The 26,531-nt window shown below is 67.1% G+C and carries 25 protein-coding genes; 14 read left to right on the top strand and 11 right to left on the bottom strand.

The features are described from left to right. Positions 1-497 precede the first annotated feature (497 nt). Together ACWDUA_RS09150 and ACWDUA_RS09145 are read right to left on the bottom strand one after the other, a co-directional pair. Positions 498-1,361, bottom strand: a complete 864-nt coding sequence (locus ACWDUA_RS09150) for an SDR family oxidoreductase (protein ID WP_449750689.1) — start codon at positions 1,359-1,361, stop codon at positions 498-500. A 32-nt stretch (positions 1,362-1,393) separates the two neighbouring features. After that, entirely contained in the window at positions 1,394-1,906 is a 513-nt protein-coding gene (locus ACWDUA_RS09145; RefSeq protein ID WP_449750688.1) for a MarR family winged helix-turn-helix transcriptional regulator, read from the bottom strand. 111 nt (positions 1,907-2,017) lie between these two features. On the opposite strand from ACWDUA_RS09145, the gene ACWDUA_RS09140 reads away from it, so the two are divergent. Together ACWDUA_RS09140 and ACWDUA_RS09135 are read left to right on the top strand one after the other, a co-directional pair. Continuing rightward, positions 2,018-3,550 carry an MFS transporter gene (locus ACWDUA_RS09140; RefSeq protein WP_449750687.1) on the top strand — a complete coding sequence of 511 codons (1,533 nt, stop codon included), beginning with the start codon at positions 2,018-2,020 and terminating at the stop codon, positions 3,548-3,550. 23 nt (positions 3,551-3,573) lie between these two features. Continuing rightward, on the top strand, positions 3,574-4,383 hold the full coding sequence (locus ACWDUA_RS09135; protein ID WP_449750686.1) for an SDR family NAD(P)-dependent oxidoreductase: 810 nt from the start codon (positions 3,574-3,576) through the stop codon (positions 4,381-4,383). 30 nt (positions 4,384-4,413) lie between these two features. On the opposite strand, the gene ACWDUA_RS09130 is transcribed toward ACWDUA_RS09135, so the two are convergent. Beyond that, a complete protein-coding gene (locus ACWDUA_RS09130) occupies positions 4,414-5,091 on the bottom strand; it encodes a GntR family transcriptional regulator (protein ID WP_449750685.1) in 678 nt (225 codons plus the stop codon). Between the two features lie 132 nt (positions 5,092-5,223). Here ACWDUA_RS09130 and ACWDUA_RS09125 point away from each other — a divergent pair, with 132 nt between their 5' ends. The 4 genes from ACWDUA_RS09125 to ACWDUA_RS09110 are packed head-to-tail and all read left to right on the top strand — an operon-like array spanning position 5,224 to position 9,592. Continuing rightward, positions 5,224-6,402, top strand: a complete 1,179-nt coding sequence (locus ACWDUA_RS09125) for an acyl-CoA dehydrogenase family protein (RefSeq protein WP_449750684.1) — start codon at positions 5,224-5,226, stop codon at positions 6,400-6,402. Positions 6,403-6,443: 41 nt separating this feature from the next. Then, positions 6,444-7,190 (top strand): 3-oxoacyl-ACP reductase FabG, encoded by a 747-nt coding sequence (gene fabG / locus ACWDUA_RS09120; RefSeq protein WP_449750683.1) that lies wholly within the window; start codon positions 6,444-6,446, stop codon positions 7,188-7,190. An 18-nt stretch (positions 7,191-7,208) separates the two neighbouring features. Then, positions 7,209-8,435 carry an acetyl-CoA C-acetyltransferase gene (locus ACWDUA_RS09115; protein ID WP_449750682.1) on the top strand — a complete coding sequence of 409 codons (1,227 nt, stop codon included), beginning with the start codon at positions 7,209-7,211 and terminating at the stop codon, positions 8,433-8,435. Between the two features lie 2 nt (positions 8,436-8,437). After that, on the top strand, positions 8,438-9,592 hold the full coding sequence (locus ACWDUA_RS09110; RefSeq protein WP_449750681.1) for a CoA transferase: 1,155 nt from the start codon (positions 8,438-8,440) through the stop codon (positions 9,590-9,592). Positions 9,593-9,608: 16 nt separating this feature from the next. Here ACWDUA_RS09110 and ACWDUA_RS09105 read toward each other — a convergent pair whose 3' ends face one another. The 3 genes from ACWDUA_RS09105 to ACWDUA_RS09095 all read right to left on the bottom strand — a co-directional run bounded on the left by ACWDUA_RS09105 (position 9,609) and on the right by ACWDUA_RS09095 (position 11,866). Next, positions 9,609-10,292, bottom strand: a complete 684-nt coding sequence (locus ACWDUA_RS09105; protein WP_449750680.1) for a nitroreductase — start codon at positions 10,290-10,292, stop codon at positions 9,609-9,611. A 28-nt stretch (positions 10,293-10,320) separates the two neighbouring features. After that, positions 10,321-10,638, bottom strand: coding sequence for a putative quinol monooxygenase (locus ACWDUA_RS09100; protein WP_449750679.1), 318 nt, complete (start codon positions 10,636-10,638; stop codon positions 10,321-10,323). A 76-nt stretch (positions 10,639-10,714) separates the two neighbouring features. After that, complete coding sequence (locus tag ACWDUA_RS09095; protein WP_449750678.1) at positions 10,715-11,866, bottom strand: acyl-CoA dehydrogenase family protein; 1,152 nt, start codon at positions 11,864-11,866, stop codon at positions 10,715-10,717. Positions 11,867-12,047: 181 nt separating this feature from the next. Here ACWDUA_RS09095 and ACWDUA_RS09090 point away from each other — a divergent pair, with 181 nt between their 5' ends. After that, positions 12,048-12,650 (top strand): TetR/AcrR family transcriptional regulator, encoded by a 603-nt coding sequence (locus ACWDUA_RS09090; RefSeq protein WP_449750677.1) that lies wholly within the window; start codon positions 12,048-12,050, stop codon positions 12,648-12,650. 101 nt (positions 12,651-12,751) lie between these two features. After that, positions 12,752-13,624 (top strand): oxygenase MpaB family protein, encoded by an 873-nt coding sequence (locus tag ACWDUA_RS09085; RefSeq protein ID WP_449750676.1) that lies wholly within the window; start codon positions 12,752-12,754, stop codon positions 13,622-13,624. 10 nt (positions 13,625-13,634) lie between these two features. Here ACWDUA_RS09085 and ACWDUA_RS09080 read toward each other — a convergent pair whose 3' ends face one another. Then, positions 13,635-14,267, bottom strand: a complete 633-nt coding sequence (locus ACWDUA_RS09080; RefSeq protein WP_449750675.1) for a TetR/AcrR family transcriptional regulator — start codon at positions 14,265-14,267, stop codon at positions 13,635-13,637. A 118-nt stretch (positions 14,268-14,385) separates the two neighbouring features. On the opposite strand from ACWDUA_RS09080, the gene ACWDUA_RS09075 reads away from it, so the two are divergent. The 3 genes from ACWDUA_RS09075 to ACWDUA_RS09065 all read left to right on the top strand — a co-directional run bounded on the left by ACWDUA_RS09075 (position 14,386) and on the right by ACWDUA_RS09065 (position 17,518). Beyond that, positions 14,386-15,012, top strand: a complete 627-nt coding sequence (locus ACWDUA_RS09075) for a glyoxalase (RefSeq protein WP_449750674.1) — start codon at positions 14,386-14,388, stop codon at positions 15,010-15,012. A 115-nt stretch (positions 15,013-15,127) separates the two neighbouring features. Continuing rightward, positions 15,128-15,607 carry a MarR family winged helix-turn-helix transcriptional regulator gene (locus ACWDUA_RS09070; RefSeq protein WP_449750673.1) on the top strand — a complete coding sequence of 160 codons (480 nt, stop codon included), beginning with the start codon at positions 15,128-15,130 and terminating at the stop codon, positions 15,605-15,607. 234 nt (positions 15,608-15,841) lie between these two features. Continuing rightward, positions 15,842-17,518, top strand: coding sequence for an MDR family MFS transporter (locus tag ACWDUA_RS09065; protein ID WP_449750735.1), 1,677 nt, complete (start codon positions 15,842-15,844; stop codon positions 17,516-17,518). A 218-nt stretch (positions 17,519-17,736) separates the two neighbouring features. On the opposite strand, the gene ACWDUA_RS09060 is transcribed toward ACWDUA_RS09065, so the two are convergent. After that, positions 17,737-18,630 carry a LysR family transcriptional regulator gene (locus tag ACWDUA_RS09060; RefSeq protein ID WP_449750672.1) on the bottom strand — a complete coding sequence of 298 codons (894 nt, stop codon included), beginning with the start codon at positions 18,628-18,630 and terminating at the stop codon, positions 17,737-17,739. A 111-nt stretch (positions 18,631-18,741) separates the two neighbouring features. Here ACWDUA_RS09060 and ACWDUA_RS09055 point away from each other — a divergent pair, with 111 nt between their 5' ends. From ACWDUA_RS09055 to ACWDUA_RS09045, 3 genes are read left to right on the top strand one after another with little or no spacing between them, the layout of a single operon-like run. Beyond that, positions 18,742-19,335: a HutD/Ves family protein gene (locus ACWDUA_RS09055; RefSeq protein ID WP_449750671.1), complete on the top strand. Its 594-nt coding sequence runs from the start codon at positions 18,742-18,744 to the stop codon at positions 19,333-19,335. A 3-nt stretch (positions 19,336-19,338) separates the two neighbouring features. After that, entirely contained in the window at positions 19,339-20,565 is a 1,227-nt protein-coding gene (locus tag ACWDUA_RS09050) for an allantoate amidohydrolase (RefSeq protein WP_449750670.1), read from the top strand. Between the two features lie 54 nt (positions 20,566-20,619). Then, positions 20,620-21,813 (top strand): NAD(P)/FAD-dependent oxidoreductase, encoded by a 1,194-nt coding sequence (locus ACWDUA_RS09045; protein ID WP_449750669.1) that lies wholly within the window; start codon positions 20,620-20,622, stop codon positions 21,811-21,813. A 110-nt stretch (positions 21,814-21,923) separates the two neighbouring features. Here ACWDUA_RS09045 and ACWDUA_RS09040 read toward each other — a convergent pair whose 3' ends face one another. The 3 genes from ACWDUA_RS09040 to ACWDUA_RS09030 all read right to left on the bottom strand — a co-directional run bounded on the left by ACWDUA_RS09040 (position 21,924) and on the right by ACWDUA_RS09030 (position 26,497). Next, positions 21,924-23,186: an aminotransferase family protein gene (locus ACWDUA_RS09040; protein WP_449750734.1), complete on the bottom strand. Its 1,263-nt coding sequence runs from the start codon at positions 23,184-23,186 to the stop codon at positions 21,924-21,926. 96 nt (positions 23,187-23,282) lie between these two features. Next, positions 23,283-24,620: a purine-cytosine permease family protein gene (locus ACWDUA_RS09035; protein ID WP_449750668.1), complete on the bottom strand. Its 1,338-nt coding sequence runs from the start codon at positions 24,618-24,620 to the stop codon at positions 23,283-23,285. Then, positions 24,620-26,497 (bottom strand): hydantoinase B/oxoprolinase family protein, encoded by a 1,878-nt coding sequence (locus tag ACWDUA_RS09030; RefSeq protein ID WP_449750667.1) that lies wholly within the window; start codon positions 26,495-26,497, stop codon positions 24,620-24,622. Before ACWDUA_RS09030 ends, ACWDUA_RS09035 begins: the two co-directional genes overlap by 1 nt. Between the last annotated feature and the right edge of the window lie 34 nt (positions 26,498-26,531).

The following is a 26,531-nucleotide window of genomic DNA, read 5'->3' as shown; positions in this document are numbered from 1 at the left end:
CCGGTGAGACGAAGATGTCCCCAACCACCTCAGAGGTGGCCACCACCCGAGCTCGGCCCACCGAGGTTTCGACACGCCTCGTCGCTACGCTCCTCATCGGCTCAACCACCGTAAAACACACTCCCCCAACGATGGTCGAGCCGGGACCGAGTGCGAAGCGCGAGGACCCGTGTCGAGACCCGGTGAGACGAAGATGTCCCCAACCACCTCAGAGGTGGCCACCACCCGAGCTCGGCCCACCGAGGTTTCGACACGCCTCGTCGCTACGCTCCTCACCGGCTCAACCACCGTAAAACACACTCCCCCAACGATGGTCGATCCGGGACCGAACCGCCAACCACCATGGGTGGTCGAGCCGGGACCGAACCGCCAACCACCATGGGTGGTCGAGCCGGGACCGAGCGCGAAGCGCGAGGACCCGTGTCGAGACCCGGTGAGACGAGGATGTCCCCAACCACCTCAGAGGTGGTCACCTCGACAACCCGGCCGATGCCGGTTCAATACCGTGCGACTTGGCCTTCTTTGGGTGCCCGATACATCCGCCACAGCACCTGTGGAATCCGCCGGAGCGGTACCTGCCGCGGCCAGTCCGATCCGCGCAGCAGTGCCTCGGTGCCGCCATCGACGGTGATCACCGTCCCGGACATGAAGTCGGCTGCGGGTGAAAGCATCTGCAGCACCCATGACGCCAGCTGTTCGGAAGTTCCGTACTCGCGGATCGGGATCGGGAAGGACCGGACGTTCGCGGAGTTCGCACCGTCGAGCTGCGTCCGCAGCAGGGGCGTCATCACCGGCCCCGGGGCGATCACGTTGACCCGGATCCCGGCACCTGCCCAATCGGTGCTCGTCCCCACCATGCGACTCCAGCGGGTGACCGCGATCTTCGACGACGCGTAGGCGATCGGTCCGGACAGTTGCGGCCCGCGTCGGCGGATCATCGCGGTCGCGGTGTCGAGGTCTCCACGCAGCAGCCGACGGATCACGCGGTCCGGCACGAACGGGGTGACCGTTGTCGAGTTCGAGCCGAAGACAACCACTTTGGCCTTGTCCGCGGCGGCGAGCAGCGGGCGCAGCGCCTCGAGTATCTCCACCACGCCGAGCAGGTTGACCTCGACGATCATCCGCTCGCGTCCCCGTGCCGGACCGAGACCGGCGGCCATCACCGCACCGTCGACGCAACCGTCGAGCGCGTCGAGGATCTCGGCGATCGCGGTCCGACGGCCGGATGCGGTGGACAGGTCGGCGGTGACCTCACCACCGTCGCGGTCGACGCCGATCACCGTGTGTCCCGCGGCACGTAGCGAGGCGGCGACCGCCTGCCCCATTCCCGACGCCGACCCGGTCACCACATAGGTCCCCACCAGGATGTTCCCCCTTCCGCGTCCACTGACGCTCAGCCATGCCGGCGGCGCTCGCCGGTGGCCTCCACATCCTTGCCGGTCTCACGGAGTACTCGCCGGTCATATGCCTGATTGAACGCCCGGAGTTCACGCAGGAGACCCTCGGGGGTTCCCGGGGCGAGGTCGGCGAAGGTCGCCTCCATGCGGGCCGCACGGAGCATCCCGTCGTGGTAGAAGGCCTCGCGGCCGGCGTCGGTGGGGCGGACGAAGCGGCTCAGCGACCCCGCCACCTCGAAGCGTTCGAGATAGCCGTGTTTGATCGCGTTGTTGACCTGACGATTGACCGTCGACTGCTCGAGGCTCAGTTCTTCGGTGAGCTCACGGAGGGTGCGCGCCCGGCCGTCGGAGAGAACCAGCAGGATCGCGAATGCCGAGGCCTCCAGGATGGAGTCGGCGTAGAACTCGGTCTTGCGGCGGTTGAACCGACGAAGTTCGTCGACGAGGTCGCGGATCAATGGTGACGGCCACGGGGCGTAGTCGTCATCGGGCACGGCGTCGCCAGTCACCACGCATCCTCCCCGTCCCGTCAGGAAATGTCCGATTTCTTTCGTGAATCATGCCACGACTTTGAATATGTACCGTACATATGTACCCTACATAAGTCCAAGGAGGTGCTCATGTCCCCGAACGAGCCGTCCACGGCCGCCCACGGCGCGGCCGGGAAGTCACTCGATCCCGAATCCGATCCGCACACCGGATCGTCGTCCAGTGGCGCCATCGCCACCGTCATCGCACTGTGCCTCGGCGGCCTGGTGGCCGCCCTCATGCAGACGCTGATCATCCCGATCCAGCCCGAACTGCCCACACTGCTCGGCACCTCGCGCTCCAACGCGTCCTGGGTGATCACCGCGACCCTGCTCGCCGCCGCTGTCGCCATGCCCATCGCCGGCCGGCTCGGCGACATGTTCGGCAAACAACGAGTGCTGGTCGGCAGCTCCATCCTGCTGCTCGTGGGGTCGCTGGTGTGTGCCCTCAGCTCATCGTTGATCCCGATGGTCACCGGCCGCGCGATCCAGGGTCTGGCCATGGGCTTCATCCCGGTCGGCATCAGCCTGATGCGTGAGGTCACCCCGCCCAGGATCACCACCATGGCGATCGCCGCGATGAGCGCCACCCTCGGCGTCGGCGGCGCGATCGGTCTGCCGCTGTCGGCGTGGATCGCGCAGACCTGGAACTGGCACGGCCTGTTCTGGACCGCAGCGGCGCTGTCGCTGGTGATCATCGCCGCAGTCGTCTTCCTGGTTCCGCATGCCGCCGACGCCACCGGCGGCCGCCTCGACATCGTGGGCGCGATCGGTCTCGCGATCGGTCTGTGCGCCGCACTCATCGGCGTCTCGAAGGGCAACGACTGGGGCTGGGGTTCGGGCACCACGATCGGCATGATCGTCGGCGGTGTGGTCGTCCTGCTCCTGTGGGGCCTCCACCAGCTGAAGACCCCGGAACCACTGGTCGACCTGCGGACCACCGCCCGTCCGGCCGTGCTCCTGACCAACATCGCCGCGGTCGCGATCGGCTTCGGCATGATGGCGCAGTCGGTCGTCATCCCGATGCTGTTGGAGATGCCCGAGGCGACCGGTGTCGGCCTGGGCCAGACGATGCTCGCCGCCGGCCTGTGGATGGCGCCGGGCGGTCTGATGATGCTGGTCTTCGCCCCTGTCTCGAGCACCCTGATGAACAAGATCGGCGCCAAGTTCACCCTCGCCATCGGCGCCACCGTGCTGGGTGTCGGCTATCTGATCGCCCTGTTCCTGATGAACTCGCCGTGGCAGCTGATGCTCGCGTCGATCATCATGGCCTCCGGTGTCGGTATCGGTTACGCCGCGATGCCGACACTGATCATGGGTGCGGTCCCGATGACCGAGGCCGGTGCCGCAGTGGGTCTCAACGGCCTGATGCGTTCGGTCGGCACCACCGTGTCGTCGGCCGTGATGGCCGTCCTGCTGACCACCGCCACCATCGAGCTCGGCGGGCAGTCACTGCCGTCGATGACCTCGTTCCGGATGTGTTTCCTGGTGGGTGCCATCGCAGCGTTCGTGGGCGTGGCCATCACGCTTATGATCCCCAAGCGGGGACCGCAAGCGATCCCGGAGGGCGTCGTCATCACCGACGACGCGGCCACCGACGACGCCACCGCCCCCGCATCACGCTGACGTACGGCAGACAGGGAGCCCGGGTGCAGGTCGAGGGGAACATCTTCGTGGTCACCGGTGCCGGAAACGGTATCGGCCGTCGCGTGGCGACCGAGCTGGTCGCCCGCGGCGGCACCGTCGCCGGCGCCGACCTCGACGTCGCCGGTCTCGAGGAGACCGCTCGACTGATCGGCCGACCCGAACGGTTCCGCAGCCATCCCCTCGACATCGCCGACGACGCGGCCGTGGCGGCCTTCCCGGAAACGGTGATCGCCGAGCACGGCCGCGTCGACGGCCTGTTCAACATCGCGGGGATCGCGCAGGACTTCGAGACCGCTGCCGGGATCACCGACGCCCGGCTCGACACGATCATGAGGGTCAACTTCTTCGGCACGGTCGCGATGACCCGCGCCTTCCTCCCGCACCTCGAGGCCCGGCCCGACGGCGCGGTCATCATGAACACCTCGAGCCTGTCGGCAATCGTCCCGTTCCCGGGCGCGGCCATCTACGGCGCCTCGAAGGCCGCCCTCGCGATCTTCGGATACGGACTGGCACAAGACCTTCGGGGATCGTCCCAGGTCACCGTCACCACTGCACTACCCGGCACCATCTGGACCGACATCGTCCGTACGAGTGCCAATCACCTCGGTACACCCGAAAAGGTGGCCGAGGCGTTCGCGGTGACGCCGGAGAAGGCCGCCGGCAAGATGATCGACGCCACCATGAAGGGCCGGATGCACGTCGTCATCGGCAAGGACGCACACGTGTTCAACGGCCTGCGCCGCGTCAGCTCTCGCCTCGCCGAGCGGGCCGCCTACCTGCAGGTCGGGACGTTCGTCTACCGGAAGAGATGATCCGGCGACCAGCGCACGGCCCCACCCGGGTCATCCCCAGAATCCGCGCTCACGCAACAGCGCGACAGCGCGATGACCACCCCGCAGGAAGTGACCTTCGATCAGGGTCCTCGCCATCCCCGGTGAACGACTCGCCAGGGCGTCGACGATCTCCTGGTGATCGCGCAACGATGACGCCACCGACTCCGGGTGCGCATCGAAGAACCCTTCCGGGATCGCCCCGCTGAGCAATTTCAACTCGGCGATCAGACGCCGGGACCTGGTGCCCTTGTTGATGATCCGATGGAAATCGAAGTTCAGTCGGTCGATTTCGAACAGATCGTCGCTCGACTCCATCCGTGACGCCACATCGCGCAACTCGTCCAGTTCGGCCTCGGTGAGAGTGGCCGCGGCCCGCTCGGCGGCCAGCCCGGAGATCACCCCCAGCATCCAGTAGTGGTCGCGAATGTCCTCCGGCGACAGGTCGGCGACGAAAGCACCACGACGCGGGATGGTCTCGACGATGCCCTCGCCAGTCAGCGCGATCAGCGCCTCCCGTACCGGGAGCTTGCTCATGCCGAGCCGCTCGGCGATCGCGTCCTGGTCGATCTTCGTGCCCGGTCTCAACTCGCCGGAGAAGATGGCCCGGCGAATCTCCTGCGCGGCGCCCTGCTTGAGCACCGACGACGCGGACGTATCCCCCACCGGATGCTCCCGGATGTTGGTCACCGGCCCCTCCTCGATGTCTGATCAGCAGCGACGCTACCAGAATCTGATAATCGTCGGCGGACCCAGAGTCTCCAACCAGTGCATATCGGGACCATACTGTTCATCACGCCGCAGATTTGATAATTTCGAGCCATGGCATCGCCCCAGGAGAAGTCACCCGCCGTCGACGCCGAGGACTTCGAGCAGATCCGCCGCGTGGTCCACGACTTCATCCGCACCTCCGTCGTGCCCCGGGAACTCGAGATCATGCAGACCGATGCCATCCCCGACGACGTCCGCACCCGGGCCGCCGAGATGGGCCTGTTCGGCTACGCCATCCCGCAGGAGTGGGGCGGCCTCGGCCTCGACCTCACCCAAGACGTCGAGCTGGCCATGGAATTCGGCTACACCAGCCTGTCGCTGCGCTCGATGTTCGGCACCAACAACGGCATCGCGGGACAGGTCCTGGTGAACTTCGGCACCGACGAACAGAAGCGGGAATGGTTGGAGCGCATCGCATCCGGCGAGGTGGTCGCGTCGTTCGCACTCACCGAACCCGGCGCCGGTTCCAATCCCGCCGGGCTACGCACCGCCGCCGTCCGTGACGGTGACGACTGGGTGATCGACGGTCAGAAGCGGTTCATCACCAACGCCCCGCTCGCCGACCTCTTCATCGTCTTCGCCCGCACACGTCCGGCCGACGACTCCGGAACCGGGATCGCGGTCTTCCTCGTCCCCGCTCGCACCGCGGGCGTCGCCGTCGGGGTCAAGGACCGCAAGATGGGCCAGGAGGGTGCCTGGACCTCCGACGTGTCCTTCGACGGCGTGCGCGTTCCCGCCGGCGCGCTGGTCGGCAGCGACGAGGACGCCGGTTACCGTGCCGCGATGACGTCGCTGGCGCGTGGTCGCGTCCACATCGCCGCGCTCGCCGTCGGCCAGGCGCAGCGCGCGCTCGACGAGTCGGTGACCTATGCCGCGAACGCCACCCAGGGCGGAAAGCCCATCGGCTCCTTCCAACTGGTCCAGGCGATGCTCGCCGACCAGCAGACCGGGGTGATGGCCGGACGTGCGCTGGTCCGGGAAACCGCGGCCAAGTACGTCTCCGGCGAGGACCGACGCACCGCACCGTCGGTGGCCAAACTGTTCTGCACCGAGATGGTGGGCCGGGTGGCCGATCTCGCGGTCCAGATCCACGGCGGCACCGGCTACATGCGGGATGTCCCGGTGGAGCGCATCTACCGCGATGTCCGGCTGCTCCGCCTGTACGAGGGCACCAGTGAGATCCAGCGACTCATCATCGGCGGCAACCTGATCCGCGCCGCCTCGACGTAGCCCCACACATTCCGACGACCCCACGAGACAGGACCTCTCCCATGCCCGGACCTCTTCTGAACCAGCAGACCGCCGTGATCACCGGCGCCGCACAGGGAATCGGATTCGCCATCGCCGAACTCTTCGTCGCCGAAGGCGCGCGCGTCGTGGTCGGCGACATCGACGGCGACGCCGCGGCGAGTGCCGCCCGCGAACTCGGCGGTGTCGAGGTGGCGATCGGTGTGCGTTGCGATGTCACCAGCAGCGACGACGTCGATTCACTTCTGGCCGCGGCGGATTCGGCGTTCGGGCCGGTCGATGTGATGGTCAACAATGCGGGCATAACCCGCGATGCCACGATGCGTACGATGACCGAGGAGCAGTTCGACCAGGTGATCAACGTCCATCTCAAGGGCACCTGGAACGGCACCCGCAAGGCCGCGGCCATCATGCGCGAACGCAAGTCCGGTGCGATCGTCAATCTCTCGTCGCTGTCCGGCAAGGTCGGCATGGTCGGCCAGACCAACTATTCCGCCGCCAAGGCCGGGATCGTCGGCATGACCAAGGCCGCGGCCAAGGAGATGGCCCACCACGGGGTCCGGATCAATGCCATCCAGCCCGGACTGATCCGGTCGGCGATGACCGAGGCCATGCCGCAGAAGGCGTGGGACCAGAAGATGGCCGAGATCCCGATGAAGCGCGCCGGCGAGGTCGACGAAGTCGCCACCGTCGCACTGTTTCTCGCCTCCTCGCTGTCGTCCTACATGACGGGCACGGTCATGGAGGTCACCGGCGGACGGTTCATGTGAGCCGGTAGGAGACAACCCATGAGTACCCCCATGCTGCGACGTGCCGCGATCGTCGCCCCCCTTCGCACCGCCGTCGGTACCTACGGCGGCGCCCTGCGTGATGTCCCGGTCGAGGACCTCGGCGCCGCCGTGGTCAGGGCCACCGTCTCCCGCTCGGGCATCGACCCCGAGCGGATCGACGACGTCGTCTTCGCCCAGTCCTATGCCAACTCCGAGGTCCCGTGTGTGGGACGCTGGCTCGCATTGCACGCCGGACTGCCGATCTCGGTGGGCGGCATGCAACTCGACCGCCGCTGTGGCGGAGGGCTGCAGTCGCTCGCGACCGCGGCGATGATGGTGCAGACCGGCGTTGCCGACGCGGTGATCGCCGGCGGCGTGGAATCGATGAGCCGGATCGAGTACTACTCCACCACCCAACGGTGGGGATCACGGTCGGGAAACGTCACCCTGTACGACCGTCTCGACCGCGGCCGTGAACGCTCCCAGCCGGTCTGGCGGTTCGGCGAGATCTCCGGGATGATCGAGACCGCCGAGAACCTGGCCCGCGATCACGACATCTCCCGTGCCGACGCCGACGCCTATGCCGCCCGCAGCCACCGGCGTGCCGCAGCCGCGTGGGAGGCCGGGATATTCGACGACGAGGTCGTCGGGATCGATATCCCGCAACGCAAGTCCGATCCCATCATCTTCGCGAGGGACGAGGGGGTGCGCCCGGATTCCACCCCGGAATCCCTGGCACGGCTGCGGTCGCTGATGGCCGACGGCGTCGTCACCGCGGGCAACGCGAGCCAGCAGAACGACGCCGCCGCCGCATGCCTGATCGTCGCCGAGGACGCCCTCGACGACCTCGGCCTCGAGCCGATCGGCTTCTTCACCGGCTGGACCTCGGCCGGGTGCGAACCCTCACGGATGGGAATCGGCCCCGTCCCGGCGGTGCAGAAGCTGGCTGCGCGGCACGGATTCGATTCCGCCGCAGCACTACTCGACTCGGTCGATCTGGTCGAACTGAACGAGGCCTTTGCCGTCCAGGTCCTCGCGGTACTCCAGGGTTGGGAATGGAACGACCAGGACCGGCTGAACATCAACGGTTCCGGTATCTCACTGGGACACCCGATCGGTGCCACCGGTGTCCGGATGACCACCACACTGCTGCACGAGCTGCATCGTCGTGGTGGCGGAACCGGTGTGGTGACCATGTGTATCGGCGGCGGGCAAGGGCTCGCGGCACTTGTGGAGGCAGTGTGACGATGGCATCAGGAACCGACAATCCCCGGCCTCTCACCGGAATCCGAGTGGTGGAGGTGTCGAGCTTCGTCGCCTCGCCCTTGTGTGGGCTCACCCTGGCCCAGCTCGGAGCCGAGGTGATCCGCGTCGATCCGACCGGCGGTGCCGCCGACATCAACCGGCTCCCGCTGACCGACGACGGGACCACGTCGATCTACTGGACCGGCCTGAACCGTGGCAAGAAGTCGGTCACGGCCGACCTTCGGTCCCCCGAAGGGCAGTCGCTCGTACAACGGCTGGTCACCGAATCCGGTCCCGGAGGCGGCATCCTCGTCACCAATTCCGGTGGTCGCGAATGGATGTCGCACGAGACCCTTGCCGCACTCCGGCCCGACGTGATCACCCTGGAACTGCTCGGCGGCTCCGACGGCTCCCCCGCCGTCGACTACACCGTCAACGCGGGCCTGGGGTTCCCGTTGATCACCGGTCCGCTCGGCCACCGCGGCCCGGTCAATCACGTGTTGCCCGCCTGGGATGTGGTGTGCGGACTGTATGCGGCGCTGGCCGTCACCGCTGCGGTCCGACGACGCGACGAGACCGGCACCGGGACCCGGATCCGGTTGCCGCTGGAGGACACCGCGCTCGCGGTGGCCGGCACGCTCGGATACCTCACCGAACCGCAGGTCAACGCGCGGAGCCGACCGGCCACCGGCAACGGCGTGTACGGCACGTACGGCACCGACGTCGTCACCGCCGACGGCGACCGGTTCATGCTGGTCGCGCTCACCCCACGGCATTTCCGGGATCTCGTGCGGATCACCGGCACCGAGGCGGTGGTCGAGTCGCTGCAACAGGCCCTCGATGCCGACTTCGCCCGCGACGCCGACCGCTACACACACCGCGAGGTCCTGAATGCCCTGTTCGGCAGATGGTTTGCCGAGCGCTCCACCGACGAGGTCACGCGAGCGCTGGAATCGTCGTCGGTGCTGTCGGAACGCTACCGTAGCTTCGACGAGGTGGTGGCCGCCGGCACACTGACCGCCAATCCACTGTTCACCGAACTGGATCAGCCCGGAATCGGCACCTATCTGGCCGCGGCGTTGCCGGCCACCTTCGACGGCGAATACTACGCGACGGGACCGGCGCCGCAGCTGGGTGCGGATACGCCGGCCCCGTGAGTTCGGGTGGTCGCCTTCACTCGTCGATGAAGGTGGCCACCTCCGACAGATCGGCACGATCGGTGCGGTAGCCGTTGATCGGATGCTCGGCATCGGGGTAACCGAAGGGAATGGTCACCAGGATCTTCCGGTCCTCGCCGATGCCGAGGAACTCCCGCACGAACGGGCTGTATCCGGCCACCGCCGCCTGCGGGACGGTGCCGAGCCCCAGGCTCTGCGCCGCGAGCAGGAAGGTCGAGACGTAGAGTCCGCCGTCGACGGCACCGTAGGTCGCGTGTTGTGCGTCGGTGGTGACGATCGCGACGTGCGGTGCATCGAAGAACCGGAAGTTCTGCAGCATCTGCGCAGTCGACGCCGCGCGATCCCCCTTCTCGATCCCCACGGCATCGTAGAGCTGCCAACCACTCTCGCGGCGACGATCTCGATAGACGCCCTGGTAGTGGCCGGGCGCCTCGAAGTCGAACGCCCCCTCCGCGCCGGAGGTCACGTGCTCGCTCAGCGCCTCCCGGAACCGGTCGGTGGCCGCCCCCGACAGCACGATGGTCTGCCAGGGTTGGGTGTTGCACCACGACGCCGTCCGCTGCGCCATCGCCAACAGCTGTTCGATGACATCGCGGGGCACCGGATCCGGTCGGTAGGAGCGGCAACTCCAACGTTCGGCCAGGAGCCGGTCGAGCACCTCGGCCCGTTCCCCGGTCACGGGATCGATGAGAGAGTCCGTCATGGCGTTACAGCGCGCCCTTTCCCGCATCACCGGCGGGAATCGCGGTGAAGGTCTTGACGTCCAGCGGCCCGGCCAGCGAATCCGCTATCGCCGCACCGAGTTCCGCCAGTGCGGGGGCACCACCGTGCACCTTGAGCGCCTCGCCGGACTCCCACTTCTCGATCATCACGTAGTCGGTGCCGTCGGCGGCCTGGTGCAGTGCGTACAGTTCACACCCCGGCTCGCTGTGCACCTTGTCGATGGCGGCCAGGATGGCGTCCTTGACGGCCTGCTCCTTGCCGGGTTGCGGGGACAGGGTCGCCACCACGATCACTGCGGACATCGGTACCTTCACCTTCGGTAGTTGAATGGAACTGCGCTGCAACGCTACTCCGTGTGCAGCTGCCGGGGAAGGGCGCTCAGAGGCCCATGTCCCGACCGATGAGGTCCTTCATGATCTCGGTGGTACCACCGAAGATGGTCTGGATCCGGCAGTCGGTGTAGGCGCGGGCGACGCGGTACTCGTTCATGTAGCCGTAGCCGCCGTGTAGCTGCACACACTGGTCGATGACCTTCTTGCCGAGCTCGGTGCACCACCACTTGGCCTTGGCCGCGTCGACGGCGGTGAGCTCGCCCTCGACGACGGCGCGCAGGCAGCGGTCGATGTACTGCTCGGCGATGTCGAGCTCGGTGGACATCTCTGCCAGCGTGAACCGATTGGCCTGGAAGGTGCCGATCGGACGGCCGAATGCCTTGCGATCCTTGGTGTACTGCACGGTCTCCTCGAACACCGCGCGCGCACCGGCGATGGCGCCGACCGCGATCGACAGGCGCTCCGACGGCAGGTTCTGCATCAGGTGATAGAAGCCGCGACCCTCGACACCCAGGAGATTCTCCTTGGGCACCCGGACATCGGTGAAGTGCAGCTCCGCGGTGTCCTGCGCCTTGAGGCCCATCTTGTCGAGCTTGCGGCCCCGCTCGAAGCCCTCCATGCCGCGCTCGACGACGAGCAGCGAGAATGCCTTGTGGCCGGCGGCGGGATCGGGATCGGTCCGGCAGACCACGACGACCAGGTCGGAGTTGATCCCCGACGAGATGAAGGTCTTGGAGCCGTTGAGGATGTAGTGGTCACCGTCGAGGCGGGCCGAGGTCTTGATGCCGGCGAGGTCACTGCCCGCGCCGGGCTCGGTCATGGCGACCGCGAGGATCGTCTCACCGCTGGCCATACCCGGCATCCAGCGGGCACGCTGCTCCTCGTCGGCGAGGTGCAGGAAGTAGGGCACGAGCACGTCGTTCTGCAGGCTCAGGCCGGGCGCGGCACCACCGAAGCGGGCGAACTCCTCGACGACGACGGCGTTGAAGCGGAAGTCGTCCTCCACGCCCCCGCCACCGAACTCCTCGGGGATGTTGAACCCGAGCAGACCCGCGTCACCCGCCTTCTTGTAGGCCTCCCGGTCGACCTGGCCCGCGGCATCCCACTTCTCGACGTTGGGCGCGCATTCGCGGGCGAGGAATTCGCGGGCGCTCTCGCGCAGCTGCTCGTGTTCGGGTTCGAAGACCGTACGCTTCATCGTTGCTCAGATCCGTTCGATGTCGGGGCGGCCCGCGTGCCGGCGTGGGAACACGGGTCGCAGGCCTACTTATCGCTCGCTAACTTGTAACACGTTCGTGTGACCCAGATCAACATCCACCCGGATGCACCCGACCCTCGACCGGCCGACCAGCGCAGATGATGAACTAGAATGTTCGGATATGGCCCGCGAGAGGAGATCGACACCGTCACGCTACGCGCGTGTGCGCTTCCTCGAGGCCGGACTGACCGTTCTGGCCGAGGATGGCTACGGTGCCCTCAAACTCGCCGCGGTCTGCAACCGCGCGGAGGCGACGACCGGCAGTTTCTATCACGCCTTCGACAACTGGGCCGAGTTCACCTCGGCGCTGGTGGCCTACTGGCGCGAGGAGAAGAGCCGGCGGCCGATCGCCGAGGCCCGCAAGGTCACCGATCCGCGGGCCCGGCTCTCCGAGCTCATCCGGGTCGGCCTGTCGCTGCCGCACGACTCCGAGTCGGCGATCCGCATCTGGGCCGCCCAGGATCCCGAAGTCCATGCCCACCAGGAAGAGGTCGACCGCGAGCGACGCGACTTCATCGCCGAGACCTACCGCGAGGCGATGGGCGACGACGCCGATGCCGAACGCTTCGCCACCGTCTCGATGTACCTGCTCGTCGGATACGAGAGCGGCACCCTGCGCTCTTTCGATGCCCTCGACTTCGGGATGCGCACCTTCCTGGCGACGGCGATCGGTACGCACGACGCGGACACCCCACACCCCGACGCGCCGACTCCGGAGAACTGACCCGGGACACCCCCCCCCCCACATCACCATCCGGGTGTGACCTCTTGCACATAAGTGTAAGTCGACTTACAGTCGAGGCAGATCGTTGCCGAGGAGGCCCCATGCTCACCATCGACCGCAATCACGGTCTCGACGCCGAAACCCGGTTCGCCGAGATCTACCGGAACCTGACCATCTACGACTTCCCGTGGGATATGAACCAGGCCCTGAGTTTCGCCTTGTTCCGCACCTACGCGGTACCCAGCGTCGGCCGGCTGCTGGCGCAGACCGCAGAGTTCACCGACAATGTCCAACGCCGCTACGACGACACCGGCCTACTCCTGGAAGCGCCACTGCTGGAAGGATTCTCGAGCCCCGAGGGCAAGTCGGCAATCCGCCGGATCAACCAGATGCACAAGCGGTACGACATCAGCAACGACGACATGCTCTACGTGCTGGCCACGTTCGTGGTGGTCCCCAAACGGTGGATCGACTCCTACGGCTGGCGGACGCTGACCTATGACGAGGTCGTCGCCTCGGTGCGGTACTACCAGACGCTGGGCAAACACATGGCCATCACCGACATCCCGGACACCTACGAGGGTTTCGCCCACCTGATGGACAACTACGAGCGCGAGCACTTCGCATTCGACGCCGACGCGGTCAAGGTTGCCGACTCGACCCTGGGCCTGCTCAAGACCTTCTACCCCAAGCCGCTCGCACCCGTCATCGACATCTTCAGCCGGTCGTTGATGGACGAGCCGCTGCTCGCCGCCTTCCACTACCGGGAGCCCGGACGCCTCGCGCGCCGGCTGTCGGTGGCCGGCCTGCGGGCACGCGCCCGCTTCGTCGCACTGCTCCCGTCCCGCCGCAAGCCGCTGCTGGTACACGACATGCCTCGAATCCGTAGCTATCCCAACGGCTTCGAGGTATCACGCCTCGGCACCTTCGCGCCCGGATGTCCGGTGGCGCATTCGACCGCCGACGCCAGTTGAGCGAGGACCCTCAGTCGCGTACTTCCCGGCACTCCACCGCCGACAACGCGATCCGGACATAGTCCCGCGCGGTCTCTGCCGGTGTCCGGGGACCGTCGGGGCGGTACCAGGTGGCGATGCCCTGACACATCGTGAAGATCGCGCGGCGGGCGGAATCCGGCACCGGTGTGGCGAAAATTCCTGTCCGACAACCATCTTCGATGGCCGAACGCAGCAGTCCATCGATCCGGTCACGGTGTCCGGCGTAGCGGACCCGGTTCTCCGGCGTCAGTGAACGGCGTTCGGAGTCGAGGAAGGCCAGGTCCCGATAGGTCGCCATGTAGAGCGCGGTGGCCTCGACCACCGCACTGAGCCGTCGCACCGGATCGTCGCCGGCAACGGCGAGTGCACCGTCGATGTGGCCGCCGACGGTGGTCATGGCATGTTCGAGCAGCGCGACGAGGATCGCCTGCTTGTTCTCGTAGTGGTAGTACAGCGCGGGCACGGTCACCCCGACCTCGCGCGCAATGGTCCGGACGCTGGTGGCGTCATAGCCGTGTTCGACGATCTCGGTCAGCGCCACTTCGAGAATCCGGGGCAGCTGCATCGGCGGGTACACACGCCAGTCCGACGCCGCGGGCTCGGTGGACACCGCATCGGTCATGCGTCCCTCCCGCCTCGGATCGTCACTCGACATTCGCCAAAGGGCCATCCTAACCCTCGGGCCGCATCGGTCAGGAATCGAGAAGTGCCGGGGCCGGCATGCTCCTACCGTCGAGGACATGACCACTTCACTGACCACCACACTCGATTCCCTGTCCCTCGGCGTCCCGGATGTCGATGCCGCCCGAACCTTCTACGACGCCGCCTTCGGCCTCGACGATCGCCTGCGACTGCACGAGTCCAGCGCTCCCACCAGTGGCTTCCGCGGCTTCACGATCTCGCTGGTGGTCGCCGACCCGGCCGTCGTCGATTCCTTCATCTCCCCGGCGATCGAGGCCGGCGCCGAACCGCTCAGGCCGGCGTCGAAGTCGTTCTGGGGCTACGGCGGCGTGGTCCGCGCCCCGGACGGCGCCATCTGGAAGGTGGCGGCGTCGTCGAAGAAGAACACCGGCGCCCCGCTGCGTCACGTCGACGACGTGGTGGTGCTCCTCGGAGCCGCGGATGTGGCCGCCTCCCGGACCTTCTACACCGAGCACGGGCTCGAGGTCGCCAAGAGTTTCGGACGCAGATACGTGGAGTTCGCCGCCCGGGACGACGCGGTGAAGCTCGCGCTCTACGGCCGCAAGGCGGCCGCCAAGGACGCCGGCGTGGGCATCGAGGGTTCCGGGGATCACCGCCTGCTGCTCGGCTGGACCGCAGCCGCATCGGCCACCGACCCCGACGGATTCGTCCTGCAGGCAGGCTGATCGCCGTCCGGACGGGCAGATCGTCACCGCCGGGGTCGGTGCGATGTGCACGGGTCGGCGGTCGCGGCGGTAGCGTGTCTCCCCGGACGCCACCGACGAAGGGATGCGCGGGCCGATGGGTGACGAACCGATCGCCGAACTCGAGGACGAGCTCGCCGATCTCTGGCGGCAGGGCCGCGACCGCGCCCGACGGCGCGCGCGAGCCATCGATCCGCGTCTGGATCCGTCGCACTACCTGCTGCTCACCGTCCTCGCGCGGCACGAGTCCGTCCCGATGTCGGAGCTGGTGACCGAACTGGGCCTCGACAAGTCGACGGTGACCAGACAGGTCGACACGATCGTCCGGCTCGGTCTCGCCGAACGCCACCCGGATCCACGGGATGCCCGCGCGCGGGTGGTCTCGTTCACCGCCGACGGCCGCAACAGGTACGAGACGGTGATCGCAACGTTCGTCCAGGAGTGGCGCGCACAGCTGGGACAGTGGGAGCCGGACGACATCCGAACCCTCGCGCGGCTGTTGCGTCGACTGTCGGCGGTGCAGACGAGTGAGCCTCGACACCCGGCTCCGGATATGCCCGATTCACACGAATCCTGAGGTCAGGGAATACTTCCAGATAGTTGCGGGTTGCACCTATCACGCTTATAGTTGCGTCGTTCAACTATTCGCAGCGCACTTCTCAGCGCACCCGAAGCGACGACCGACCACTGTCGGCGCCGTCAGCCCCGGCCCACGGCCCCGCCGCGAGGTACGAACAGACCTTCTGGAGGTTTCCGCATGACAGCAACCGCTGCGCAGCGCCACGACGCCGCTGCCGGCGACAACACCCCGATGACCCACGGCCAGAAGATCCAGGCCCTCGTGGGGCTCCTGCTCGGGATGTTCGTCGCATTCCTCTCGGCGACCATCGTCTCCAACGCTCTACCGGTGATCATCACCGATCTGCACGGCAGCCAGGACCAGTACACCTGGGTCGTCACGGCCACCCTGCTCGCCTCCACCGCCACCACCCCGCTCTGGGGCAAGATGTCGGACCTCGTGAGCAAGAAATTGCTGGTCCAGGCATCCCTGGCGATCTTCACGCTCGGATCGGTCCTCGCCGGCTTCTCCCAGTCGGTGGGCATGCTGATCGGCTTCCGCGTGGTCCAGGGTCTCGGCCTCGGCGGCCTGCAGGCGCTGGTCATGATCGTGATCGCCTCGATGTTCAGTCCGCGTGAACGCGGCCGTTACCAGGGCCCGATCGCCGCCGTCATGTCCCTGGCCATCGTCGCAGGCCCGCTTCTCGGTGGCGTGATCGTCGACACCAGCTGGCTCGGCTGGCGCTGGACCTTCTACGTCTGCGTGCCGCTCGCCATCATCGCGCTCGCGGTGATCCAGCGAACCCTGAACCTGCCGGTCATCCGCAAGGAGGTGTCGCTGGACTACCTCGGTGCGGTCCTGATCGCGAGCGGTGTCAGCACCCTGCTCATCTGGGTGACCCTCGCCGGCAAGAACTTCGACTGGGTGTCGGGTATGTCGTTCGGCCTCGTCGCCCTGGGCCTGGCACTACTGGCCGCCGCGGTCTTCGTCGAGTCCCGTGCCAAGGACCCGATCATTCCGCTGCACCTGTTCCGTGACCGCACCATCAGCCTGGCGACCATCGCCAGCATCTCGGTCGGCGTCGCGCTCTTCGGCGGCGCGGTGTTCCTGGGACAGTACTTCCAGATCGCCCGCGGTTACTCCCCCACCGCCGCAGGTCTGCTGACCCTGCCCATGGTGACCGGTTCGATGATCTCGGCCACCGTGTCCGGTCAGCTGATCACGCGCTTCGGGAAGTGGAAACGCTACCTCGTGGCCGGCGCGATCGCGATGTCCATCGGCTTCGGCCTGCTCAGCACCATCGACGCGCACACCAACATGGTGGTCATCGGCTGCTACCTGTTCATCGTCGGCTTCGGCATGGGGATGACGATGCAGAACCTGGTGCTCGCGGTGCAGAACAACGTCGAACCCGCCGAGCTCGGCTCCGCGACCTCCACCGTGACATTCTTCCGTTCACTCGGTGGCGCGGCCGGCGTCTCGGTTCTCGGCGCGGTGCTGTCGAATCATGTGACCGACCTGATCAAGCAGGGCCTCGCCGCTGTCGGGATCAATCCCGGACAGACCGGTGGTGCCGGACTGTCCAACCTGAACGAGTTGCCCGGTCCGATCGAGGCCATCGTGCGTGGCGCCTACGGCGACGGCACCGCCCGGGTGTTCCTGATCGCCGGCGTCATGGCCGTGATCAGCCTGGTCGCCATCGCCTTCATCAAGGAGGTCGCACTCAAGACCGAGAGTTTCGACGAGCAGCGCCTGGCCGAGATCACCGACGACGCATCGGCTTCGGAGGCCGTCGACGGACACGATGGCGGACAGTCCGAGCTGGTCGCCGTCATCGACACCACCACCATCGACACCACCGTCATCGACACCACCGACGACGACCCCCGGACGGCTGCGGGTGCCACGACGCCGGCCGGATCGCGGTGAGGGCAGAACGGTGAGATGACAGCGGTGAGGTGACAGGGGTGAGATGACAGGGGTGAGGTGACAACCGGGGAAAGCACACGGAACCACCATCTTCCGAGGCGCACCCCCGTGAGGGACACCTTCACACGACGGACCGGTATGCGAATGCACGCCGGTCCGTCGGCATATCGACATCCCGGCGTGCGCACCGGATGGGTGCGAGGTCGCGGCCGGTCCGATCACACTGCCGGCAGCTCCCCCATCGCCGCATACAGGCAGTCGACGAATGCCGCCTCGGCCGGATTCGCGGATTCGGTTGTGCGGGCGATCATCAGCGCGGTGGTCACCTTCTGGGCGAGCGGCCGGATGGCGATGCGGTCGGTGCCGAACCACGACACCGATTCGGGCAGGATCGAGAGCCCGACCTCGGCCGACACCAGGCCCAGGACCGTCTCGTGGTGGATCGCCTCCTGCACCACCCGGGGTTCGGCGCCGTACTCGGCGAACAGCCCCCAGATCTGGGCGAGATAGGCGGGCATCAGGGTCTGCGGGAACAGGATGAGCCGCTCCCCGATCAGGTCGCGGATGTCCACCTCTGTCCGATCGGCCAGCCGGTGATGGGTGGGCAGGACCACGACGAGGGACTCCTCGACGAGTGGCTCCACGCGGAGGTCCTCCACGCGTCCACCGGCGCGGATCAACCCGAGATCCAGGCGACCGGCCTGCAGGGCGTCGATCTGCTCGCGTGTTGTCAGCGGCGAGAGATCCACGCGGACATGCGGATTGAGGTCGCGGAACCGGCGCAGGGCAGGCGGGATCACCGTCCCCGACGCGGAGCTGACGAAGCCCACCCGAATCCGGCCGCGCCGACCCGCCGCATGGTCGCGCACCTCCTCCACCGCGTCGTCGAGCGAGGTGAGTACCGCGCCGACCCGGTCCAGGAAGAGCCGCCCCTCCTCGGTGAGGTCCACCCGGCGGGTGGTCCGGTCGAACAGTCGCGCCCCCACCTCCCGTTCGAGGTCCTTGATGTGCGAGGTGAGCGGCGGCTGCGAGATGTGTAGCCGGGCGGCGGCCCGCCCGAAGTGCAGTTCTTCGGCGAGGACCTGGAAATAGCGCAGGTGGCGGAGCTCCATGGAAATTATTCTGCCACTCAGAACAATCGGCTCCATATAGGTATTTCTCTTTTCTCAATCGGAGGGGTGTACTCGAGGGACACCAACCCCCGAGTCGAGAGCACGAGCCACATGTCCACCCGAACACCCCACCGCGATGGGCACCTTCCCCGGTCCGGCGTCATCCGCGGCGCCGACGTGCCGCTGCAACCGTGGCGCAACGGTGCAGGTGTGACCCGCCGGATCGCCACGGGCGGTTCGACGACCGCCCCGGACTGGACGCTGAGCATCGCCGAGATCGAGGCAGCCGGTGATTTCTCCCGATTCGACGGATTCGAGCGCACCGCGCTGATCCTCGGCGCCGACCCGGTGATGCTGACCGTCAACGGCACCGACCATCACCTCGTGCATCTCGACCGCATCCACTTCTCCGGCGACGACGAGGTCGCCGGAGAGCCCACCCGCGGCACCACGCAGATCCTCAATCTGATGGTTCGCCGAGAGTTCGGCCGGGGCGATCTCACCCTGCAGAACGTGCGCGGATCTGTTGAGCTCTCGGAGGAGGGCACCGTCGCCTACCTGGTGCTCTCGGGTTCGTTGCGCATCGCCGACGACGCCCTGGAGCCGCTCGACACCATCCTCGTCGGGTCACAGGCCGTCACCGTCCACGGAACGGGCACCGTCGCCCGCGTCCATCTTCATCCCACAGCAGCATCGGAGGACTGATCCGTGAGCACCGCATCCACTGCGACGGTCAGCGGCCTGATGGCCGAGATCGCCCACATCGGAACCGACCCGGCACGCGGCGGATACAGCCGTCCGGTCTACTCCGCCGCGGAACTCGAACTGCGCGAATGGTTCCTGTCGGCCGCCACCGAACGGTCGCTGGAGATCGAGACCGACCGCAACGGCATCATCTGGGCATGGTGGAACCCGGCGGGACTCGCCGTGACCGACGCCGTCGTGACCGGTAGCCACCTCGACTCCGTCCCCGGTGGCGGCGCCTTCGACGGCCCGCTCGGCGTGGCGTCGGCGCTTGTCGCGGTCGACCAGCTGAACGCTTCCGGCGTGATCCCCCGCCGCCCCCTCGCGCTCGCCGTCTTCCCCGAGGAGGAGGGCTCGCGATACGGCTTGGCCTGCCTCGGGTCTCAGCTGATGACCGGCCGCGTCACCCGTGAGCGCGCCTGGAAGCTCGCCGGCGCCGATGGCGAGACCTTCGCCGACCTCGCCACCCGGAACGGGCTCGATCCCCGATACATCGGTCGCGACCAGGAACGTCTCGACCAGATCGGGTGCTTCGTCGAACTCCACGTCGAACAGGGGCGCGGGCTCGTCGACACCAGCTCGGCCATCGCGATCGGGTCGGCGATCCTCGGCCACGGCCGCTGGCTGCTGTCGTTCCGCGGTCAGGGAAATCACGCCGGTACCACTCTGATGACCGACCGTCATGACCCGATGATCGCCGCCGCGGCAACCGTTCTCGATGTGCGCAGGCTCGGTGCCGCGGTCGACGGGGCCCGCGCCACCGTCGGCAAGCTCGACCCGGTTCCCGGCGGCAGCAACGTGATCGCCTCCCGCGTCGACGTCTGGCTCGACGTCCGCCATGAGGACGACGCCGTGGTCGCCGCACTGGTCGCCGATATCGCCGCCGCCGCCCGGGTCCATGCCCTCGCCGAGAACTGCGAGTTCACCCTCACCGAGGCGTCGATGAGCCCGCGCGTGGACTTCGACCCGCAGCTGCGTGGCCGGGTCTCGACCGTCCTGCCCGACGCCCCGATCCTCCCGACCGGCGCCGGCCACGACGCCGGGGTGCTCAAAGATGAGATCCCCACCGCGATGTTGTTCGTGCGCAACCCCACCGGGGTCTCGCACTCTCCCGAGGAGTACGTCGAAGACCCCGACGCCGACGCCGGTGGCCATGCCCTCGCCACCGTCCTCACCGACCTCCTGTCCTGATTCCTCTCACCCCATGCGTTGTCCCACTGCAGTTCTCGAAGAAAGCGAAGTGACATGACCACCACCACAACCCGATTCCTGATCGTCGGCGGCGGCCTCGAGGGCCTCGCCATCGCCTGGTCGCTGGCCGATCAGGGCGAGACCGATGTCATGGTGGTCGAGCGCGACACCCTGTGCTCGGGCATGACCGGTAAGTCCAGTGGGGTGGTCCGCTGCCACTACGGCAATCCGTCACTGGTCGCCATGTCGTGGTACGGCGTCGACATCTTCACCCGCGCAACCGAACTCTTCGGCGACGACATGGCCTTCCAGCAGTGCGGCTACGTCGTCGGCGTGGGCGAGAACAACATCACCCCGCTCGAGGCCAATGTCGCGATGATGCAGGACATCGGCGTCGACGTCTCGCTGATCGGCCACGACACCATGGCCGAACTGTGGCCGGGGCTGCACCTCGACGACTTCGCCGCCTTCGCCTACGAGCCCCTCGGCGGCCGTGGCGAGGCCTACATGGCCGGCATGGCCTTCGCCGCCGCCGCCCGCCGGCTCGGTGTCACGATCAAGCAGTCCACCCCGGTCGCCGAACTGCTGCAGGGTGAGGACGGTCGCGTGATCGGCGCCCGTCTGGCCGGTGGCGACGAGATCCACGCCGACACCGTGATCGTCGCCGCCGGCCCCTGGACCCCCGCGCTGACCACGGGCGTGGGCGTCGACGTCGACGTCAAGGCCCAGCGCGCGCAGCTGATCCTGGTCGACCAGGGCGCACCCACCCCGGTGGTCCCGGTGCTCTCCGACCTCGCCGGCCTGTCCTACATCTGCCGCGAGCCCAACGGCGAACTGCTGGTGGGTAACTCGGACCATTCTGCCCCGCAGTACATCGACCCCGACAACTACATCAACCGCGCCGACGAGAGCACCGTCGACAAGGTGGTCATGAAGCTCGGCCACCGCCTGCCCGACATGCCGGACCCACGGATCACCAGCTCCTACGTGGGCGCCTACGACGTCACCCCCGACTACAACCCGATCATCGGTCCGTCGCCGGTCGACGGTCTGTTCCTGGCCACCGGCTTCTCCGGTCACGGATTCAAGATCTCCCCGGCCGTCGGCAAACTCGTCGCCGACATGGTGCTGACCGGCACCACCACCCTCAAGCACGTCGACCCGCAGGACTTCCGGTACTCGCGGTTCGCCGAGGGCGACCTGCTCACGAGCATCCACCCGTACGAGGGCGCCGGCGAGATGCGCTGAGCGCAGCCCGCCGACCTCAGGTCCAGACCGAGCTGCCACAACGATGTCCTCCGGACGGTTTCACGTGAATCCACCCGGAGGACATCGTCATTGCCCACCGGTCCGCCGTACTACCGGACCAACGCGTCGAGCCCGGCCTCTACCCCTTGGAGCATGAGGTCCAGATCCGGCTCGGTGAACGTCAGCGGCGGTGACACGGCGAGGGCACCGCCGAGCGGACGCAGGAGCACACCCGCCTCTCGGGCCGCACCGAAGGCGGTGCCGACTGCTCCCGGATTCTGTTCCAGGACAGCGGAATCGATACCGATGGCGCCGACAAGGCCGGTCCCGCCCCGGATCTGACCGGCAGCAGGATGACCGGCGAGCGACTGCAGTCGATCGATCAGGGGCTTCTCCAGGATTCGTCCCTGCTCGACGAGGTCGCCCTGCTCGAGGATGTCGAGAGTCGCCAATCCGGCGGCACAGCTCACCGGGTGACCCGAGTAGGTGGCGCCGTGCCGGAGGACACGACCGGGTTCCGACCAGAACGGCTCCGCCACACGGTCGGCGACGACGACTCCACCCAGCGGGACCGCGCCATTCGAGACACCCTTCGCGAAGACCAGGATGTCCGGCCGGACGTTCCACCGATCGATTCCGAAAAGTGTTCCCAGACGGCCGAACCCACAGATGACGGCGTCGACGATGAACAGGACGTCGTGGCGACGGCAGATCGCCGCGACCTCCTCGAGGTACCCGTCCGCCGGCGGATGGACGCCGCCGGCACCGATGACCGGTTCGCAGAAGAATGCCGCCACCCGCTCCGGCCCGACCCGTAGGATCTCGGCCTCGAGTGCGGCGGCATCGTCGAACGGCACCCGGCTTGCCGCCGGGACCATCTCACCGTTCCCCACCCGATTGCCGTCGATACCGGCGAGCGAGATACCCCACCCGTGGGTGCCGTGGTAGCTCTCCCGCCGGGAGATCAGATGGGTCTTGTCCGGCCGACCGGTGGCTGCAAAGAACTGTCGGGCCAGGCGTGCCGCGGTGTCGATGCCGTCACCGCCGCCACTGCCGAACAGCACCTTCGGATCATCCAGCGGCGCAAGGGAGGCGATCCGGTCGGCCAGCTCCATCGCAGGCCGGTTCGAGTAGTCGCCGAAGATGGAGAAGCTGTCGAGTCGGCCCAGCTGATCGGTGACGGCCGCCCGGATCTCCTCGCGGCCGTGTCCGACGTTCACACACCACAGGCTCGCCGTGGCGTCCAGGTACCTCCTGCCCGACAGGTCGTGGACCCACACTCCCTCGGCGCGATCGACGACGAACTCCTTTCCCGGGACAGACGACATATCGCTGAAGGGATGCCACAGGGCTGTTCCGGACGACGATGACATCTCGTTCACACCACTTTCCTTCGTTTCCTCACACGTGACGATCGATGGGACGGACCGGTGCCGTGCACCGGTCCACGGACACCGCGGGGGCCGAGGTCATGACGCGACCGCGACCGGGACGCTGCGCCGGAGCGCGAGTTGCGACGGGATGTAGAGGACCAGCGCGAGGGCCACCGTGATGACCGGTGCGAGAGCGGCGACGACGGGGCTGCTCGTCTGCTCGGTGAGCAGGATGCCCACGGCCGCCGAGACGATCCAGGCCGTCACCGGAAGCCATCGCAGCGGCTGCCCGCCACCACTGGCCTCTTCCCGACCCTGCCGTGCCACGAACACCACGTAGGTCACGGCGATCGCGACCCAGGCGCACACCAGCACGCCCTGCCACGCCAGTGCGGTCAACAGGTAGCCGAGGACGTCGGTCAGCATGAACAGATAGACGATCGCGCCCACGACGAACACCCACAACAGGCGTGGCGTAGTGCGTTTGAGGATCATCGTCGACAGATCCTGCAGATTCATCGACGCCGCATAGTAGTTGGCCGTGTTGATCCTGGTCTGCGAGATGACGATCACGATCACGCCCAGCAGTCCGAGCGAGTTGATGATCGCCGACACGACACCGGTCTCGGTGGCCTCGCCGAGACCCCACGCCGACACCAGGTAGATACCGATCAAGCCGTTGACGCCGAAGGTCAGCAAGAAGAACACCCAGCCGAAGGTGACGTTGGCGTGGAAGGTTGCATCCGTTCGCCTGCCGAGCCGGGCGAACTCGAAGGTGTACATCATGACCACCCACACACCCATGTAGATCAGGTAGGTGGTGAGCCAGCCGGGCAGTGGACCGCCCGCGACCGCATGCCCCAGCCAGCCGGTGGGGTATCCCTGCTTCACGGTGGCCCCGACGATGATCGCGACGAGCCCGAGACCGTAGAGCGGCAACAGGATTCCGTTCAGTTTGTCCAGCCAGTCCTGGACGCCGCCGAGGACCAGTGGCAGCGCGTAGAGGACGACGACGAGGTACCAGACCCTGAGGTTGCCGCCGAAGTACTCCTGGAAGGCGACTGCGATGATCGAGCCCTCGAACACGGCGTAGTACATGGCCGTCACCGCGAACAGTAGTGCGGCGAGCGCGGCGCCGAGCCGGCCGAAGATCTTGCCGGAGAAGATGCTGATGGTCTCTCCGGTGCGGATCGCATGGCGTGCGAGCACAGCGTTGATGATGCCGTAGGTGGCGATCGTGAGAACCATGCCGATGAGTGTGTTGACAGTGCCCACCGCGGCATTGCAGGCGACCGCGATGTACAGCCAGAACATGGCCGACATCAGCGACCAGAATGCCATCGTGAGCGACCAGCGCCTCACCCGGACATCGTCGTCCGGGTGGGTGTGTGCTGCGGGGTCGATCGTCACATCGACGTTGTCGGCTTTCGACATCAGAGGAAAGTCTTTCTGTGAGAATCCAACTCGCCCGTCCGTGGAATCGGATGAGGCGATACCGTTGTCGCTCGGCGACCCGACTCCGCGCGCAGGGTCGCACGCAGCACCTCGGTGGCGTCGACATCCACCTCGAGCGAGCGCTCGTCGACATCACCGGTGAGTACGACGCCGTAGACCTCGCGGGCGCGTTCGATCGTCTCGTAGCCTTCGAGCACGTCGTCGCGGGTCCGGCGTGGTTCGCGGTCCAGCGGATCACCATAGCCACCACCGGTGGACGACACGCCCTGGACCACTTCACCCTTGGTCAGGGTGACCGCCACGATCCCCGGCAGCTCGGTGATCACCCCATCGGTGCCGACCTTGACGTGGCGGGCCGGCGAACCGTCGTGGCCGCCACGGACTCCCTTGGGTGCGTTGATGGTTCCGTCACACGGCCACAACACCTCCATCGGTGCCGCGAGCGGTCCGTAGGAGAGCTCCATTGCCGGTGCGCTGCGGTACCGACCTGCCCCGGCACTGCCGGGCACCATCCGGAGGTACCCGAACCGCATCGGGTGCTTGAGTTCGTCGATCTCGACCGAGTCGCGGTACATCAACCCGGCGACGACGGGCAGCGCGTAGGTGGGCCAACCGTCGGCGCCAGGCGCTCCCGGGCCACCGGCGGTACCGATGATCAGCTGGTTGACGTAGGAGCCCTCCGAGCTGCTCGGGTCCTCGCCGGAGCAGACGGCCATGCCCGCTCCCATACCCACCCCGCCCTCGGCGAGGCCCCATCCCTCGCCGATCCCGGCGAACGCCGACTGCACCGTGTTGACCACACGGTCGGAGACGTTGGTGGTGGCCACCGAGCAGCTGTGCGGGAACGTGGGCCTGCCGACCACCGCACCGTCGCGCAAGAGCACCCGAATCCGCCTGAACGACCCGGAGTTACAGGGCACGGAGGCGTCGATCGAGTTGAACACACCGGCGATGCTGGACGCCGTTGCCGTCGATTCGCTCTGGTTGAGACCGCAGTCGACGTTGTCGACGTTGTCGGTCAAGTCCAGCTCGATGATCGCCTCGTCCGGATCGATGCGGATCGTGGCGGTGACCGGGATACCGTCGGGCAGACCGTCGACGGGGTCGTGGGCGCCGTTGCTGGTCAGGGTGGCCGCCGGCAGCCGACGGATGGTCTGGATCATCCGTTCCTCGGAGTAGTCGAGCCAGCCGCGGATGAACGCCTTGATCTGCTCCGTGCCGTACTTCTCGCAGAGTTCCTTGAGTCGGCGCTCCCCGACCCGCGCACTGCCGATGCCGGCGAGCAGGTCCCCGTAGAACTGGCCGGGAACACGGATACGGGAACGGCACATCCGGACGATGTCGTCGTTCATGACGTGATCTCGTTGGAGCCGCACCGCCGGGAAGATCAGGGCGCCCTCCTCGTACTGATCTCGCGCTCCTGCGGAATATGTACTCGGAACGGCGTTTCCGGTGTCGGCCTGGTGGGCCTTGGCAACCGTGGTGAACAGGTGCTCGCCCTCGAAGAACACCGGCACGAGGATCGTGTGGTCGGCGGCGTGGGTGCCGCCGGTGTAGGGATCGTTGTGCAGATAGGCGTCGCCTTCACGGATGTCGTCACCGTGGAAGTCGGTCATCGCCTTCGACTGCATGTGGCTGCCGAAGATGTGGATCGGCAGACCTTCTGCCGATGCGAGCAGCTGGTTGTCACCGGTGACGATCGAGCACGAGAAGTCACGGGCGCTGCTGATGACGGCCGAGCGCGCCGCGCGCAGCAGCGTGTGGGTCATCTCGCGGACGATCCCGTCGATGTGGTTGGCGATGATCGCCGTCAGGTACGGATCGAAATCGGTACCGGCAGTGGTGGTCATGGTCATGTTCAGGCCCTTATGTCGTCGGCGCCGGGTCTTC

The sequence above is a fragment of the Gordonia sp. NPDC003376 genome, from assembly GCF_053589235.1.
The sequence above is the reverse complement of the archived record's forward strand: the minus strand, read 5'-3'. Positions and strand labels throughout refer to the sequence as shown.

Excerpts from the sequence above, each read along its gene's own strand:
- ACWDUA_RS09110 (WP_449750681.1), top strand. The coding sequence starts at position 8,438 with ATGGCATCAGGAACCGACAATCCCCGGCCTCTCACCGGAATCCGAGTG.
- ACWDUA_RS09095 (WP_449750678.1), bottom strand. The coding sequence starts at position 11,866 with ATGAAGCGTACGGTCTTCGAACCCGAACACGAGCAGCTGCGCGAGAGC.
- ACWDUA_RS09070 (WP_449750673.1), top strand. The coding sequence starts at position 15,128 with ATGGGTGACGAACCGATCGCCGAACTCGAGGACGAGCTCGCCGATCTC.
- ACWDUA_RS09125 (WP_449750684.1), top strand. The coding sequence starts at position 5,224 with ATGGCATCGCCCCAGGAGAAGTCACCCGCCGTCGACGCCGAGGACTTC.
- ACWDUA_RS09085 (WP_449750676.1), top strand. The coding sequence starts at position 12,752 with ATGCTCACCATCGACCGCAATCACGGTCTCGACGCCGAAACCCGGTTC.
- ACWDUA_RS09035 (WP_449750668.1), bottom strand. The coding sequence starts at position 24,620 with ATGTCGAAAGCCGACAACGTCGATGTGACGATCGACCCCGCAGCACAC.
- ACWDUA_RS09065 (WP_449750735.1), top strand. The coding sequence starts at position 15,842 with ATGACCCACGGCCAGAAGATCCAGGCCCTCGTGGGGCTCCTGCTCGGG.
- ACWDUA_RS09055 (WP_449750671.1), top strand. The coding sequence starts at position 18,742 with ATGTCCACCCGAACACCCCACCGCGATGGGCACCTTCCCCGGTCCGGC.
- ACWDUA_RS09045 (WP_449750669.1), top strand. The coding sequence starts at position 20,620 with ATGACCACCACCACAACCCGATTCCTGATCGTCGGCGGCGGCCTCGAG.
- ACWDUA_RS09075 (WP_449750674.1), top strand. The coding sequence starts at position 14,386 with ATGACCACTTCACTGACCACCACACTCGATTCCCTGTCCCTCGGCGTC.
- ACWDUA_RS09080 (WP_449750675.1), bottom strand. The coding sequence starts at position 14,267 with ATGACCGATGCGGTGTCCACCGAGCCCGCGGCGTCGGACTGGCGTGTG.
- ACWDUA_RS09140 (WP_449750687.1), top strand. The coding sequence starts at position 2,018 with ATGTCCCCGAACGAGCCGTCCACGGCCGCCCACGGCGCGGCCGGGAAG.
- ACWDUA_RS09060 (WP_449750672.1), bottom strand. The coding sequence starts at position 18,630 with ATGGAGCTCCGCCACCTGCGCTATTTCCAGGTCCTCGCCGAAGAACTG.
- ACWDUA_RS09090 (WP_449750677.1), top strand. The coding sequence starts at position 12,048 with ATGGCCCGCGAGAGGAGATCGACACCGTCACGCTACGCGCGTGTGCGC.
- ACWDUA_RS09030 (WP_449750667.1), bottom strand. The coding sequence starts at position 26,497 with ATGACCATGACCACCACTGCCGGTACCGATTTCGATCCGTACCTGACG.
- ACWDUA_RS09040 (WP_449750734.1), bottom strand. The coding sequence starts at position 23,186 with ATGTCATCGTCGTCCGGAACAGCCCTGTGGCATCCCTTCAGCGATATG.
- ACWDUA_RS09100 (WP_449750679.1), bottom strand. The coding sequence starts at position 10,638 with ATGTCCGCAGTGATCGTGGTGGCGACCCTGTCCCCGCAACCCGGCAAG.
- ACWDUA_RS09115 (WP_449750682.1), top strand. The coding sequence starts at position 7,209 with ATGAGTACCCCCATGCTGCGACGTGCCGCGATCGTCGCCCCCCTTCGC.
- fabG (WP_449750683.1), top strand. The coding sequence starts at position 6,444 with ATGCCCGGACCTCTTCTGAACCAGCAGACCGCCGTGATCACCGGCGCC.